This window comes from Arthrobacter sp. G119Y2 (assembly GCF_038069765.1).
Taxonomy (GTDB): Bacteria; Actinomycetota; Actinomycetes; order Actinomycetales; family Micrococcaceae; genus Arthrobacter_B.
In genome coordinates, this window is the sequence record NZ_JBBPFS010000001.1 from 72,094 (window position 1) to 86,364 (window position 14,271).

The 14,271-nt window shown below is 65.8% G+C and carries 12 protein-coding genes; 8 read left to right on the forward strand and 4 right to left on the reverse strand.

Going from position 1 to position 14,271, the window contains the following annotated elements; all coding sequences use genetic code 11:
* Positions 1–28: 28 nt before the first annotated feature.
* Both WKB88_RS00345 and WKB88_RS00350 read right to left on the reverse strand, forming a co-directional pair.
* Positions 29–2,218, reverse strand: coding sequence for a Stk1 family PASTA domain-containing Ser/Thr kinase (locus WKB88_RS00345; RefSeq protein ID WP_341392556.1), 2,190 nt, complete (start codon positions 2,216–2,218; stop codon positions 29–31).
* A gap of 89 nt (positions 2,219–2,307) precedes the next feature.
* The gene (locus WKB88_RS00350) at positions 2,308–3,588 is read right to left on the reverse strand and encodes a LysM peptidoglycan-binding domain-containing protein (protein WP_341392557.1); all 1,281 of its coding nucleotides are present in this window, start codon (positions 3,586–3,588) and stop codon (positions 2,308–2,310) included.
* 305 nt (positions 3,589–3,893) lie between these two features.
* Between WKB88_RS00350 and WKB88_RS00355 the strand changes: the two genes are divergently transcribed.
* Positions 3,894–4,214 (forward strand): Rv2175c family DNA-binding protein, encoded by a 321-nt coding sequence (locus WKB88_RS00355; protein WP_445818856.1) that lies wholly within the window; start codon positions 3,894–3,896, stop codon positions 4,212–4,214.
* A gap of 179 nt (positions 4,215–4,393) precedes the next feature.
* Here the strand turns inward: WKB88_RS00355 and WKB88_RS00360 are convergent, their stop codons facing one another.
* Together WKB88_RS00360 and WKB88_RS00365 are read right to left on the reverse strand one after the other, a co-directional pair.
* Entirely contained in the window at positions 4,394–5,503 is a 1,110-nt protein-coding gene (locus WKB88_RS00360) for a polyprenyl synthetase family protein (RefSeq protein WP_341392559.1), read from the reverse strand.
* Between the two features lie 6 nt (positions 5,504–5,509).
* Positions 5,510–6,088 carry a hypothetical protein gene (locus tag WKB88_RS00365; RefSeq protein ID WP_341392560.1) on the reverse strand — a complete coding sequence of 193 codons (579 nt, stop codon included), beginning with the start codon at positions 6,086–6,088 and terminating at the stop codon, positions 5,510–5,512.
* Between the two features lie 85 nt (positions 6,089–6,173).
* On the opposite strand from WKB88_RS00365, the gene dinB reads away from it, so the two are divergent.
* The 7 genes from dinB (at position 6,174) to WKB88_RS00400 (ending at position 14,270) form a co-directional block, all read left to right on the forward strand.
* Positions 6,174–7,427: a DNA polymerase IV gene (dinB, locus tag WKB88_RS00370; protein WP_341392561.1), complete on the forward strand. Its 1,254-nt coding sequence runs from the start codon at positions 6,174–6,176 to the stop codon at positions 7,425–7,427.
* A 224-nt stretch (positions 7,428–7,651) separates the two neighbouring features.
* The gene (locus WKB88_RS00375; protein ID WP_341392562.1) at positions 7,652–8,035 is read left to right on the forward strand and encodes a DUF3040 domain-containing protein; all 384 of its coding nucleotides are present in this window, start codon (positions 7,652–7,654) and stop codon (positions 8,033–8,035) included.
* A gap of 289 nt (positions 8,036–8,324) precedes the next feature.
* On the forward strand, positions 8,325–8,756 hold the full coding sequence (gene mraZ / locus WKB88_RS00380) for a division/cell wall cluster transcriptional repressor MraZ (RefSeq protein ID WP_341392563.1): 432 nt from the start codon (positions 8,325–8,327) through the stop codon (positions 8,754–8,756).
* A gap of 201 nt (positions 8,757–8,957) precedes the next feature.
* A complete protein-coding gene (gene rsmH / locus WKB88_RS00385) occupies positions 8,958–9,956 on the forward strand; it encodes a 16S rRNA (cytosine(1402)-N(4))-methyltransferase RsmH (RefSeq protein WP_341392564.1) in 999 nt (332 codons plus the stop codon).
* The gene (locus tag WKB88_RS00390) at positions 9,953–10,666 is read left to right on the forward strand and encodes a hypothetical protein (RefSeq protein WP_341392565.1); all 714 of its coding nucleotides are present in this window, start codon (positions 9,953–9,955) and stop codon (positions 10,664–10,666) included. The genes rsmH and WKB88_RS00390 overlap by 4 nt, the downstream gene beginning before the upstream one ends.
* A 29-nt stretch (positions 10,667–10,695) precedes the next feature.
* Positions 10,696–12,486, forward strand: coding sequence for a peptidoglycan D,D-transpeptidase FtsI family protein (locus tag WKB88_RS00395; RefSeq protein ID WP_341392566.1), 1,791 nt, complete (start codon positions 10,696–10,698; stop codon positions 12,484–12,486).
* A 143-nt stretch (positions 12,487–12,629) separates the two neighbouring features.
* On the forward strand, positions 12,630–14,270 hold the full coding sequence (locus tag WKB88_RS00400) for a UDP-N-acetylmuramoyl-L-alanyl-D-glutamate--2,6-diaminopimelate ligase (protein WP_341392567.1): 1,641 nt from the start codon (positions 12,630–12,632) through the stop codon (positions 14,268–14,270).
* Position 14,271: the final 1 nt, after the last annotated feature.

Here is a 14,271-nt window from a genome sequence, read left to right on the forward strand (position 1 = left end):
GGTCCCGGGACGAAGCCACTACACCGCGCTAAACGACCCGCAGGGTGACTACGGATCCCTCGGGGGCCATGGACCCGCCGGAGGGATCCTGCGACTGCACAATGCCGAGGAGCCCGCCCAGCAGCTCGTTGATCTGGACCTGGAAACCAAGGCCTTCGAGCTGTGACCGTGCCTCGTCCGGGGACTGGCGGACGACGCTGGGCACCTGCACCATGACCGGGCCCTTGGAAACGGTCAGTGTTACCGGTGAACCGCGTTCCACCAGGCCGGACGCCGGCGTCTGGACGGCCACTGCTCCGGCCGGAATATCACGGCTGTTAACCTGCTCGGGGAGGACCTCAGCCGTGAGGCCGGCGTCCTCGAGCAGCGCCACGGCTTCGTCCTCCGACTTGCCAACGACGGAGGGAACTTCCACCGGAGCAGGCCCGAGCGAAACGACTATGTTCACAGCTGTATCCCGCCGCAGCTGGGTGTCGGGGGCGGGGAACTGGCTGATCACCGTGCCGGCGTCCACGGTCTCACTGTATTCCTCGGTGACGGCGCCCACGCTGAGCCCGGCGTCCGTGATGTTCTCCGACGCCGCCTCTGCAGTCCGCTGCACCACGTTGGGGACATCAAAGAGTTCGGGCCCTTTGCTGATCAGCAGCGTCACCGGCTGAAACCGCCGGATTTCAGCCGGAGCATCGGGGTCCGTGCCCACGGCGAGTCCGGCGGCGACAATTTCGTCATGGATTTCGCTGGTCGAGTACTGCAGTCCTTCCCCGCGCAGCAGCGCTCCGGCTGCCTCCCGGGAAACATTGGCAACATCGGGGACAGTGACGACGGCGCCCGGTCCGCGGCCGAAAAACCAGCCGGTGAAAATGGCAGCGGCGATGAGCAGTACGGACAGCACGAGCAAAAGGGCTCCGCGCCGCCGCGGCCGCCCGCGGCGCAGGGACACCTCGGGGCGGTGCGCGTCGCGGCTGGACCGGCGCTCAACGGCTTTGGCCTCCCGGCGCGCCTGCCGCCGATCCGTGCGGGATCCGGCCTCCGGGCGCTCGGAGCCGCCGTGGGCGTCGTCGTCACCCGGGTGTTCCCCATCCGGGTCGCCGGCCGGATAGCCGCCGGGGTCTGCGGGCCCGAAGTGCCGGTCCCCGGATCCCCCGCCGCCGGACGGAAAGACAGTGGTCGCGTTGTCGGAACGTCGAATGACCTCCGTGGGGTATGCGCCGGTTCCGGCTGCAGCTGCAGCCCCCGCAGGGGAGATCACTTCGGTGGCGCCGGCGGGCGGCCGCGGCAGCGCCGTAGCGGCGTCCGCATCGAGGGCTTCGGTGGCACCTGAAGCGGACGGATGCTGCTGCCCGGCCGGTTCGGGGCAGTGGAAATCGAGCTGCTCGTCGGTTAGCGAGGTCCGGATATGGCGGAGCTCGCCTAAAAGCGCCTTGCCGTCCACGGGACGATTGTCCGGATCGGGATCGGTGCACCAGCGGACCAGCTCATCCAGATCGGAGGCCAGGCCGGGGCAGGCCGCCGACGGTGCGGGAACAGTGGAGTGGACATGCTGGAAAGCGATCTGGATAGGTGCCGTGCCGGTGAAGGGCTGGCGGCCGGTGAGCATTTCGTAAAGCATGATGCCGGCCGAGTAAACATCGCTTCGCTCATCGGCGCCGGTGCCGGTGACCAGCTCCGGTGCCAGATAGGCGACGGTTCCCACCAGGGTTCCGGTGTTGGTGCTGGTGGAGACAGCGCGGGCCAGGCCGAAGTCGGCAATCTTGATGCTGCCGTTGTCTGCGAGCAGCACATTCTCGGGCTTCACGTCGCGGTGGATCATTCCGGCATCGTGGGCTTCAGCCAGGCCGTCCACAACCGCATCCAGCAGGGCCAGGGCCAGCCGCGGTGTCAGGCGGGTGCGGGCTTCCAGGAGCTCGCGCAGCGTCTTGCCGGGAACATACTCCATCACCAAATAGGCGAGGTTGTCGGCGAAGCCCTGGTCCAGGACGCCGACGACGTGCGGGTGGGAGAGCCGGGCGGCGGACTTTGCCTCGCGTTCGAACCGGTCAAGGAAGCCGCGGTCCGCAGCCAGGTGCGGATACAGCACCTTCAGGGCCACATCACGGTCCAGCCGCAGGTCAGTGGCCAGATAGACGGTGGACATTCCTCCGCGGGCAATACGGGAGAGCACTCGGTAGCGGTCATCCACTACGGTGCCAACGAGGGGGTCATTCACGGATTCATGCACTCTACGATCCTACGTGCGCAAAAGGGCAGGGCCCGGATCGACACCCGATCCGGGCCCTGCCCTCCCCGCGCCCATGCGGTGCGGTCCTGCTAGGAGAAGGACTGCCGGTGCGCCAGGACGGAGGCCACGTAGCCGCGCGTGTCCTCAAACATGCCCTGGGTCGTTACCGAGTACTGGCCCTGGTAGTAGGAGGCGACTGCCGTTTCGAGGCTGTCGCTGGTGCGGATGAGCGAGCTGATGATCGCAACCCCGGCAGTGGCATTGTCGTAGGGGTCCAGCAGGTTCAGCTGGCGGCCCACCAGGTCTGAGGCCCAGTCGCCGGAGCTCGGGATGACCTGCATGGCACCGATGGCGTTGGCGGGGGAGACGGCACTCTGGTCGAAGCCGGACTCCTGGAAGGAGAAGGCCATGGCCAGTGCCGGATCAACACCCATCTGAGCCGCCGTCTGGGCCACGATCTGCTGCATGTCCGCGCGGCTCGGTACTGAGGCGGCGTTCAGCGCATGCTTGTTGGCATTTGCGTCTGCGACCACGTGGTCCGGATACGTGTAGTGGAGGAACGTATTGGGAACCAGGTCGGCCGGAGCGGCCTCCGCCGGCGCTGCGCCGAGCGTGGTCACGCCGGCGCCGGGAAGTGCCACGGTGTCTCCGGGGTACAGGACCGAGCTGTCGTCCATGCCGTTGGCGGACATGAGAGCCGAAAGGCTGACGTTGTGGCGCGCGGCGATCCCGGTCAGCGTGTCACCGGCCGCGACGGTGTGGCTTCCCGCTGCGGCTGCCGCGGGTGCGGCCTCTCCGGCGGCGGATCCGCCGGAGAGGGCAATTTCCTGGCCGGGACGGATCATCGAGGTGAGGGTGAGGTTATTGGCTGCCAGAACGCTGTCGAGGCTGACGCCGTGGGAGGCAGCGATCCCGCTGAGGGTGTCGCCGGCTTCCACGGTGTAGGTGCCCGACGGCGCCGAGGGGGCTGCATCCGGAGCTGAAGAGACGCCGGTCGGCAGGCGCAGTTCCTCGCCGGCGAAGATGAGCGAGCTGCTCTGCAAATTGTTCACGCGGAGCACTTCGTCCACGGCCAGGCCGTATCGGGCAGCGATGGAGCTGACGGTGTCGCCCGCTTCAATGCGGTGAACCGACGGCACGCTGGACTCGGCTGCAATCGTGAAGGGAATCTGAGCAGCCAGCTGCGACGGGGCAACAACACCGGCGGTTCCCGCAGTCAGATTCTTGATCGCCTGCAGGGGAAGCTGCGGGAAGAGGGCGGCGTTCGGACCGACGGGGGCTGCCTGTGCCGGTTCGGCAAGCGCGAGTGCTGACATCATCACGGCAGGGATCGCCGCGGTGGTTACCGCAACACTCAGTTTGCGGGGCATTCCCCTGGAGCTGGAACGCGGGGAATTGCTTCCCTGAATCGACTGAGCAGTCATAAAGGGTTGTTTCCTCATCTGTAGACGGCGCGGCCTTTACCGCAACTCGACCATGTACAAGTAGTGGTGCGAGCGTGACAGAAGTGTTTTCTGTGACGTAAGCGAATTTACACTACCGAGGCTTCAGGTCCATACCTGAGTAGATGCAGAACATGTATTCCGGTTGTACAACGGCCCGGAAGTGGCTCTAAACGGGGTTCTCGTGGGAACCTAGGACTGTGACTGAACTTGAGGAACTTGTTTCCGACTGGATGACCCTGCCCGATGTGGCTGAACAACTGAATGTTTCCATTACCAAGGTGCACAGCATGCTCGAAGAGCGTGCGCTTGTAGCCGTGCGGCTCGGGGAGCGGAAGATCCGCAGCATCCCGGCTGCCTTCGTGGCCGACGGCGCTGTCCTGGACAGCCTGAAGGGCACAATTTCCGTGCTTATTGATGCCGGCTACAACGACGAGGAAATGATCCGCTGGCTGTTTACTGCGGATGACTCGTTGCCGGGCCGCCCGGTGGATGCCCTGCGCGAGGGGCGGAAAACCGAAATCCGCCGCCGCGCCCAGGCCTTGGGCTGGTAGCACAGGACCCCATATATATATGCAGCGGCAGATAACGCAGGACAGATAACGCAGCATATACAGAGCAATAAAAAATGCAGTGATAAATAAAACAGCAGCGGCTCCCCTCCAACGGGAGCCGCTGCTGTTTTGCGTTCTGATCCTGATGATGTTCGGGCCGGGTGCGGCCCGCGGCGGGATCAGGCCGTCCGGGTTACCGCTGCATGGGCCAGTGCGGTCAGGGCCGCACGGGCCACCTCGTCAACCGGCATCTGCTCCAGGGCGTCAAAGGCTGCCCGGGTGTGGCCCTCGATGAGGGCTTCCGTGGCGGCCAGGGCGCCGGATTCCTCGATGATTCCGCGCAGCCTTGCCACGCCGTCGTCGTTCAGGTCGGCGCGGCCGAGGGCGGAAGCTATCGTGTCCCGGGCGGAGGGGCCGCCGAGTGACAGGGCGTAGGCAATCAGCACGGTGCGCTTGCCTTCACGCAGGTCATCACCGGCGGGCTTGCCGGTCTGCTCCGGGTCGCCGAAGACGCCCAGAACGTCGTCGCGCAGCTGGAACGCTTCCCCGAGGGGAAGGGCAAAACGCGAGTACCAGTCCAGCAGGTCCTGGGAGGCCCCGGCCAGCGCGCCGCCCAGAGTCAGGGGATGTTCGGTGGTGTATTTCGCCGACTTGAAGCGGAGAATGTTGCGGGCCCGCACGACGGCGCGCTCGGGCTGGTGCGTGGGTCCCACCACTTCTTCCAGGATGTCCAGGTACTGGCCGGCCATGACCTCGGTGCGCATCCGGTTGAAGATCCTCCGGGCCGGCGTGCCGTGTGCTGCCTGCGCGCCCACGGCCGAGAACATTTCCTCACTCAGCGACAGGCACAGATCTCCGGCGAGGATGGCTGCGGAAGAACCGAAGTGGGTCCCGTCCAGGTGCCAGGCCGCCTCGCTGTGGGCGGTGCTGAACCGCCGGTGGACGCTGGGTCCGCCGCGGCGCGTGTCGGACCGGTCAATGATGTCGTCGTGGATCAGGGCAGCACTCTGGAACAGTTCCAGGGCCACGCCCGCCCGCACTGCAGCTCCTCCCAGTTCAGGGCCGCCGGCGCCTCGCCAGCCCCAGTAGCTAAGGAGTGCGCGCAGTCGCTTCCCGCCCTGGGCCAGGGAGGAGACGGCGTCCAGAAGCGGAAGTGATTCCATCGAGACGTCTTGGAGCACCGTCTGCTGCTCAGCAAGGAAAGCGTCCAGTTCGCTGCCCAGGAGCTTCCGGTATTCTGCCTGTTCGCGAACTGCGGCCGCCTCCGCGGCGGGAAGAACATTCCCCATGCCGGCCTACTTGGCTGACTCGGGAAGTGTATTGATGCTGGCCGTGTAGGTGCTGCCGTTGTCAGCCGGCACAACCGTTACATTGGCCGTGTCGCTGCCGCCGGAGCGTACGAACTGCTGCAGGGTTGCCGTTCCCTGCTTCTCGACCTTGCCGGAGGTAAAGCCCTGGGCTTCAAACTTCTGCGCGTAGTAGGCCAGGATCTCTTCCACCGATGTGTCGGTGGAAGCGGTCAGCGACGCGGTGTACAGCTCCGGGGTCTCTTCAAAGCTGGTGGACAGCGGGGTGGAGCCCGGCAGCACCGAGACGATGTCGGTGGGGAATCCTTCCGCGATGGCAGTGCTGGTTGCGGTCCCCGAGGGGCTGGCCGAGCTGCCGGGGGAGGCCGATGCGCCGGGGGAGGCGGACCCGGAAGCCGAAGCGGACGGCGACGGGGAAGCAGACGGGGAGGCCGATGCTTCTCCCGACGGCGACGCTGCCGCCGAGGACTCCGCGGTACCGCCGTCAGTGGATTCGGTGTCCGGGGTGCAGGCGGACGCGGCCAGCAGGAGGGCGGCAGCGGTCAGTGCGATCAGGGGCTTCTTCATGGGTGTCCGCATCTTGTGGGGGTCAGGATCTGGTCCCCAGTCTAGGCGAAACGAAAACGTCGGGCCCGTTGTCTACCATGAAGGAGTGAGCAACGGCCCCAGCGAAAACCGCGACTGCACCATCATGCACGTGGACATGGACGCCTTCTACGTCTCGGTGGAACTGCTGAAGCGCCCCGAGCTGGCGGGCCGTCCGATCATCGTGGGTGGCCTCGGCGGCAGGAGCGTCGTTTTGTCGGCGTCCTATGAAGCACGGCGGTACGGTGTCCATTCCGCCATGCCAATGTCCGTGGCCTACAGACAGTGTCCGCAGGCGGTCATTCTGGAACCGCATCAGGAGGACTACCGCGAGGTGTCGGGGCGCCTTATGGGGATCTTCGAATCCATCACGCCGCTGGTGGAACCGCTCAGCGTGGATGAGGCCTTCCTGGACATTGCCGGTGCCATGCGGCTGCTCGGACCCCCGCGGGCCATCGGTGAACTCATTCGGCGGCGCGTGGCGGCGGAGCTCGGCATCACGGCCAGCGTGGGTATTGCCGCCACCAAGTTCGTGGCCAAAATCGCCTCCACCCGGTCTAAACCGGATGGACTCCTGCTGATCCCGCGCAACGAGACCGTGGCCTATCTGCATACCCTGGATGTCTCGGCCCTGTGGGGCGTCGGTGCCAAGACGCGGGAAACGCTGGCCCGCGTGGGAATCTCCTCGGTCGAGGACGTGGCGCGCACACCGGTCAGCGTCCTCAAGCGCCTGCTCGGAGCCACCGGCGAGCATGTTTACGAACTGGCGTGGGGGAGGGACCCGCGCAGCGTCACCCCGGTGCGGCAGGAAAAGAGCATCGGCGCGGAGGAAACGTTCGCCCGGGACGTGTCCGACGACGAAACCCTGCACACGGAGCTGCTCCGGCTGGCGCACAAAACGGCGGCCCGGCTGCGGGCTGCCGGCCTGCAGTGCCGCGCGGTCTCCCTGAAGCTGCGTTACGCCGACTTCTCCACCCTCACGCGCACCCGCACGCTGCGCGAACCGGTGGACAGCGCCCAGCTGATTTATGAAGAAACGCGTGCGCTGCTCACAGCCCTCGGAGCTCGGCGGATGAGCGTCCGCCTGATCGGACTTCGGACCGAGCGCCTGGAACCGGCGGAGGGTGCTGCGGTCCAGCTGACCCTTGACGGGCGCGACGACAACTGGCGGTCCGCCGAAGACGCGCTGGACAAGATCAATGCCCGGTTCGGCGAGCTCGGCGTCATGCCCGCCCGGCTCCTGGATCCCTCCCGCAGGACCCGCACGGAGCGCGGATCGGGTCAGGGCCCGGGGTCAGAAGAGCCCCGGGCTAAGCCCTAGGCGGAAAGGTGTACCCGCACTGCCTCCACCGCTTTCCCCGGATCGGAATGCCACCTATCCTAAGACGTAAGCACAACACGCGTTCTGCCCGGGTTATGGGTCCCGGCGGAGTCCCGGAACGTCCCGGGGAATCTCCGCAGTATCCGGGGTTCGGGGCGGGAACCGCCCCGGTACCGGGATCGTTGGTTGGGTTACAGAGAATTTCGGACCGCAAGGAGGCAGTAATGGCACTCTCGGAACACGAGCAGCGCTTGCTGGACCAGTTGGAGCAGCAGTTACACGCCGAGGACCCCAAGTTTGCGAATTCGATGGCGACGCCGGCCGGCGCCGGCATTTCGACCCGGCGGATTGTGATCGGAGCCCTGGTCGCAGTGGCAGGTATTGCACTGCTCCTCCGCGGGGTGTCCATGGAAATGCCGGTCAGCCTGATCCTGGGAGTGCTTGGGTTCCTGGTGATGGGTTCCGGTGTGTACTACGCGACCACCCGCGGAAAGCGGGGAGCGCAGGTCAGCTCGCCGGCGCGCCGGAAAGAGCGCGAGGCAAGTTCCTCCAAGAACTTCATGAGCAATCTGGAGAATAAGTGGGATGAGCGCAAGCGCGATCAGTAACCACCGGGTGCTCCACATTCCTCCACCGGTCCGCTAGATCCGAAAAAGACCCGCTGCGGCGGGTCTTTTGTCGTTAACGGCCGCTGACGGCGACACCCCGTGCGGCCTTTTTCCGCCATTCGTCCTCCACCCGCCTTCTTCCGCGCCGTTCCGCGGAAGAAAAGGCGCGGCGCGCCGCAAACGGACCCTCCCTAGCGTTGACTGTGGAGGGAAGTGGAGTAAAGTGGAGGCTATAAGAGCGTAGGGGCGGTGCAGGAGGAACTTCTTCCAATCAGACGGGTGGTGACTGATGTTCCTCGGAACACATTCACCTCGCCTTGACGAAAAGGGGCGGCTCATTCTGCCGGCCAAGTTCCGCGAGGAACTGGCCGAGGGACTGGTGCTGACAAGGGGCCAGGAACGCTGCATTTACGTGTTCAGCCAGAAGGAATTCGAACGGGTCCACGAGCAGATGCGGGAAGCTCCGCTTTCCTCGCGTCAGGCGCGGGACTACATTCGGGTCTTTCTGTCGGGAGCGTCCGATGAAGTCCCGGATAAGCAGGGCCGGATTACGATTCCGCCGGCACTGCGGACCTACGCCGGACTCGGTCGTGAACTGGCCGTGATCGGTGCAGGAACAAGGGCGGAAATCTGGGACGCAACAGCGTGGCAAACCTACCTTGAAGAGCAGGAAACGGCGTTCTCCGAAACCGACGAGGACACCATGCCCGGCCTCTTCTAAATCAGCACAACGGCAACAGCACTACCGAATACCCATCAGACAGAGACCGGACCGCAGCGGTTTCTTGCATGAGATCTCCAGCCGCCCCGCAAGGCCGGCACCTGACTCACTTCCCCGGAGCCAGGCGCAGGCAGCGTGAGGCGCGGATGGGGGTCTGATATAAGAACTACGCCGCCGTCCCTGGACGCGGAAGGACAGCAGATGAGCGAAGAACGCCCTACCGAAGAACGGCATGTTCCGGTGCTGCGTGACCGCTGCATTAATCTGCTGGCTCCGGCCATTGAGAAAGCAGTTGCCGAGCACGGTTCCGCCGTCGTCGTGGATGCCACTCTTGGCATGGGCGGCCACACCGAAGCCATGCTGGCGCGGTTCCCGCAGCTCCACGTGATCGGCATCGACCGCGACCGGCAGGCCCTGGCACTGGCGGGAGAACGGCTTGCCCCCTTCCAGGACCGTATTGACCTGGTGCACGCCGTGTATGACGAGATTGCCGACGTCGTCACTGATCTGGGCTTCGACGGCATTGACGGCGCACTCTTCGACCTGGGCGTATCGTCCCTGCAGCTCGACGAGCGCGACCGCGGCTTCGCCTATTCCTATGACGCACCGCTGGACATGCGGATGGACACCAGCCGCGGGCGCACCGCGGCCGACATCGTTAATACGTACAGCGAGTCGGACCTCGTGGCGATCATCCGCAAGTGGGGTGAAGAGAAGTTTGCGGGCCGGATAGCCTCTGCCATCGTGTCGACCCGCGCCGGAAAACCCTTCAGCACTACAGGCGAGTTGGTTGACGCCATCCGCACGGTGGTGCCCGCGGGCGCCGCGCGGACCGGGGGACACCCGGCCAAGCGGACCTTCCAGGCGCTGCGCATTGAAGTCAACGAGGAACTGGACGTGCTGGAGCGCGCCATCCCCGCAGCCCTTTCCGTGCTGAAACTCGGCGGCCGGGTAGTGGTCATGTCCTACCACTCGCTGGAGGACAAAATCGTCAAGGGCGTTTTTGCCGCCGGCGCACGCTCCTCCGCACCCAAGGGCTTCCCGGTGGAACTTGACGAGCACAAGGCCCAGCTGCAGCGGCTGACCAAGGGAACAGAGGTTCCCACCGACGCTGAAATTGCCGAAAACCCCCGTGCCGCCTCCGCCAAGCTGCGGGCCGTGGAACGTATCCGCACCGCAAGTGACAGGGCAGGATCATGACGCAGGTACAGACACGGCCGCACGCACCCGCTGGTGCCGTCCGCCGGGCAACCCACGGCAACACCGCCCGGGCGCTGGACTGGTCCCCGAGCCCCCGCTCGGCGCCGGCACCCTCCGCACCCCGCCGCCGGACGCCCCTGTCAGTGGTGCCTGCTTCGAAAAGCCGCCGCCGCGCGCCGCTCTTCATCTTTTGCTTTTTTGCCCTCATCCTGGGGCTGGGAGCGGTGCTGCTGCTGAATATCTCGGTCTCCAGCGGCCAGTACCAGCTGGTCCAGCTGCAGAATGAACGGACCGAGCTGGCACAGCGCAATGAAGCACTGACCCAGCAGCTGGAAAACCACCAGGCCCCCCAGGTGCTGGCGGCAGCAGCCGCAGACCTGGGCATGGTCACTTCCTCGACTTTCGGCAGCATCGATCTGCAGACCCTTGCCGTGACGGGCAATCCCGTGCCGGCGGAGGAAGATACTCCTCCGGGTGTCCTGATTGATGCGCCCAACGTGCTGACCCAGCCGATAGCACCGGCGGGCGCGGATCCTGCGCCGGCCGCGGAAGAGTCGGTCCGGGCAGCCGAAGCGCGGGAAGCCGCTGCCGCCGAAGCAGCGGCCGCGGCAGCCGGCGAACCGGCCGGAGCAGACACGGCTCCGGCCGAACAGGAAGCAAATCTGAACGGCGGAACCATTCCGGTTCCGGTCCAGAGAAGCGGATACTAATCTTTACCGAGCAGTGACGAGGATACGTTGTGGCAAAAGAGCGGGGTTCCGGAAGGGACAACCACAGGGTAGCCATCGTTACCGGCAGGCTCCGGACCGGGCTCATCCTGGCGTTGGTCATGCTGACCGTACTCGGGGTGCGGCTGTTCTATGTCCAGGCGGTTGATCCTGAAGGCATGGCGGAGGCAGCCGTCGAAAAGCGCCTGACGACCCAGACAGTTCCGCCCCTGCGCGGCAGCATCCTGGATTCGGACGGCAATTATTTGGCCCGCAGCGTCGAGCGTTTCGACATAGTAGTGGACCAGACTCTTTCGCACGACTACGCCGAAGAGCAGGAGTACCCCCGCCGCAACGCCGAGGGGGTCCTGGAAGACATCAGCTTTGATCAGGCTTTCGACGAGCTGTCCGGGATCCTCGGGCAGGACCCCGAGACCCTCCGCGGTTCCGTGCTGGGAGACAACTCCTTCAATTTCGTCGCCAAGACCGTGACCCCGGAAATCAAGGACAAGGTCCTGGCCGTCAAATTCCCCGGGATCTACGCGGACCGCACCACCCTGCGCACCTATCCCTCCGGCGCCGTTGCCGGATCAATCGTTGGTTTCCTGGGAACGGACGGCCCGCAGGAAGGCCTGGAACTCACGCAGGACGACATCCTGGCCGGAGAGCCCGGCAGCAAGACGTACGAAATCGGCGGGGACGGCATCCGCATTCCCTATGCCACCAACGAGGACTCCCCGGTGGTTGACGGCGACTCGGTCAAGCTCAGCATCGACCAGGACCTGCAGTGGTTCGCACAGCAGACCATTGCCAGCCAGGTGCAGGAATACAACGCGGAGTGGGGCAACGTGGTGGTGGTCGAGGTCGACACCGGCCGCATCATCACCATGGCTGAATCCACCACGGTGGACCCGAACAACCCGGGGCTCACCCCGGCCGAATCCCGGCAGCCGCTGTCCGTGACGGTGCCCTTCGAACCGGGCTCAACCACCAAGGTCATTACAATGGCGGCTGCCCTGGAAGAGGGCATCATCGAGCCGCTGTCGCAGTTCGAAATTCCGTCCACCCATACCGTGGACGGCCAGACCTTCAAGGACGCCTTCGACCACGGCACCGTGCACATGACGGCAGCCGGCATCCTGACCAAGTCGATGAACACCGGAACGGTCATGATCGGCCAGCAGCTGACGCGCGAGCAGCGCTACGACTGGCTGCGCAAGTTCGGCTTCGGAGAGCCGCTGAACACCGGGCTCAACGGCGAAACCGTGGGCATCCTGGCGAAGCCGGAAGAATGGGACACCCGCCAGCAGTACACGGTGCTCTTCGGCCAGGGTCTGGCCCAGACGGCGCTGCACACGGCCATGGTCTACCAGACCATCGGGAACGACGGCGTTCGGCTGGCTCCGAGCATCATCGACAGCTACGTCGCCGCCGACGGCACGGAAACTCCCTACGAAAAAGCCGAGCCCATCCGTGTGGTTTCCGAGGAAACGGCCAGTGAAGTCCAACACATGCTGGAGACGGTTACCGCTGAAGGATCCGGCGCCGGCGGCAAACTGGAGCAGTACCGCGTCGGTTCCAAGACCGGTACGGCGGAAGCACCTGCCAACGGGGGATACGACGGCTACACACTCTCTTATGCTGGTATTGCACCAATGGACGATCCCCAGTACGTCGTCGTCGTAACGCTGCAGCGCCCCGAGGGATCGCTGCAGGTCCTCGACCCGGGGAAGACCTTCAAGAAAGTCATGCAACAGGTATTGACCACCCGCAACGTACCTCCGTCCGACTCGCCGCCGGAGCTGTACCCCGTGGAGTACTGACTCCGCGTCCGGGCGGCCCTCCGGATCGCATCGGCCCGCTGAAGGTACCGGGACCATTCCTTTTTACGAGCACCACGTCAATTCTCTGGAGCAATGCAGTGCCTATAAGTGATCAGCGCAATCCGCCCCGTCCGGGAAGCGGGATGCGGCCCTCCGCACAGGAGCCCGTGTCCCTCAGGGAAGCCACCGACGCCCTGGCGTCCGGCGGACTGCCCGGCATCACGCCTGCCCGCGCTTCGGACCGGGAGCACGATGTCCTGCTGACCGGCCTCACCATCAACTCCCGCGAGGTCCTCCCCGGCGACCTGTACGTCGCGCTGCCCGGAGCCCGCCACCACGGGGCACGCTTTGCCCCGGCCGCCGCCGATGCCGGTGCCGCGGCAGTGCTGACGGACCCCGACGGTGCCGCCGAGCTGGGGCAGCTGCCGGTCCCGGTGTACGTGACGGCTGATCCCCGCCGCCTTGTGGGGCCGCTGGCCGCCGCAGTCTTCCGCAGCCGCCCGCAGGACGGCAGCGCGCCCGTGCTGTTCGGCGTCACCGGCACCAACGGCAAGACCACCACAACGTATTTCATCAATTCGCTCCTCGGCGCCCTCGGCAAGACCACCGGGCTCATCGGCACCATCGAAATCCTGGCCGGCGGGGAGCCCATCGCGAGTACCCTGACCACTCCCGAGTCACCCCAGGTCCACGGCCTGCTGGCCCTGATGCGGGAAAAGGGGCTGGACGCGGCAGCCATGGAGGTCTCCTCGCACGCCATTTCCTACCGGCGGGTGGACGGTGTTGTTTTTGACGTCGCCGGCTTCACCAACCTGACCCAGGACCACCTGGACCTGCACGGGTCCATGGAGGAGTACTTCGCCGCCAAGGCCGCCCTCTTCACCCCCGGGCGCACCAAGCGCGCGGTCATCACCGTCGACGACGAATGGGGTATCCGGATGGCCGCCGAAGCCCCCGTCCCGGTGTGGACCCTGGCCACGCAGGATACCGCCGGCGAGGCTGACTGGCGGGTCACCGACGTCGTCCGCGCCGGGCTGGGCCACCGCTTCACTCTGCGCGGACCCGGCGGCGCTGTCCTGAAGGCGGGAACCGGCCTGCCCGGCACCTTCAACGTCTCCAATGCGGCGCTGGCAGCACTCATGGTGCTGGCTTCCGGGGTCGATCAGGCACAGCTGCAGGAAGCCCTGGACCGCCGCGACCCGTTCACCGTGGAAGTTCCCGGCCGGATGCAGCTGGTGGGCGAGGCGCCCGCCGCGATTGTGGACTTCGCCCACAACCCGGACGCGCTGGCACGGACCCTGCAGTCCGTGCGCCGGGAATCTCCCGGCACCAGTGAAGAGGACGCAGCGGGCGGATCCGCCGCAGGGCCCGGGCCGCGCGTCATCATCGTGTTCGGGGCTACGGGAGAACGTGACCAGACCAAGCGCCCGCTGATGGGAGCAATCGCCGCCCGGCTTGCCGACGTGGTGATTGTCACCGACGACGATCCCCACGACGAGGACGAAGCCGCCATCCGCGCCGGTGTCCTGGCCGGAGCACGCGCCGCCCGCACAGCGGAATCACTGCCCTGTGAAATCCTTGAACTGGCGCCGCGTGCCGCGGCCATAGACCGCGCCGTCGCGCTGGCCCGCCCGCAGGATACGGTGCTGGTGGCAGGGCGGGGACACGAAGTATTCCAAGAGGTTAAAGGAGTGAATGTGGCCCTCGACGACCGCGTAGAACTGAGGCAGGCTTTGACAAGGTACGGATTCCCTGTGCTGTCCGGCGACGGGGTAGAGTCCTAAT

What these genes read in the sequence shown, in the direction of transcription:
- WKB88_RS00350 (WP_341392557.1), bottom strand. Translation starts at nt 3,588, where the DNA reads ATGCCCCGCAAACTGAGTGTTGCGGTAACCACCGCGGCGATCCCTGCC.
- WKB88_RS00355 (WP_445818856.1), top strand. Translation starts at nt 3,894, where the DNA reads ATGACCCTGCCCGATGTGGCTGAACAACTGAATGTTTCCATTACCAAG.
- WKB88_RS00360 (WP_341392559.1), bottom strand. Translation starts at nt 5,503, where the DNA reads ATGGGGAATGTTCTTCCCGCCGCGGAGGCGGCCGCAGTTCGCGAACAG.
- WKB88_RS00365 (WP_341392560.1), bottom strand. Translation starts at nt 6,088, where the DNA reads ATGAAGAAGCCCCTGATCGCACTGACCGCTGCCGCCCTCCTGCTGGCC.
- WKB88_RS00375 (WP_341392562.1), top strand. Translation starts at nt 7,652, where the DNA reads ATGGCACTCTCGGAACACGAGCAGCGCTTGCTGGACCAGTTGGAGCAG.
- mraZ (WP_341392563.1), top strand. Translation starts at nt 8,325, where the DNA reads ATGTTCCTCGGAACACATTCACCTCGCCTTGACGAAAAGGGGCGGCTC.
- rsmH (WP_341392564.1), top strand. Translation starts at nt 8,958, where the DNA reads ATGAGCGAAGAACGCCCTACCGAAGAACGGCATGTTCCGGTGCTGCGT.
- WKB88_RS00390 (WP_341392565.1), top strand. Translation starts at nt 9,953, where the DNA reads ATGACGCAGGTACAGACACGGCCGCACGCACCCGCTGGTGCCGTCCGC.
- WKB88_RS00400 (WP_341392567.1), top strand. Translation starts at nt 12,630, where the DNA reads ATGCGGCCCTCCGCACAGGAGCCCGTGTCCCTCAGGGAAGCCACCGAC.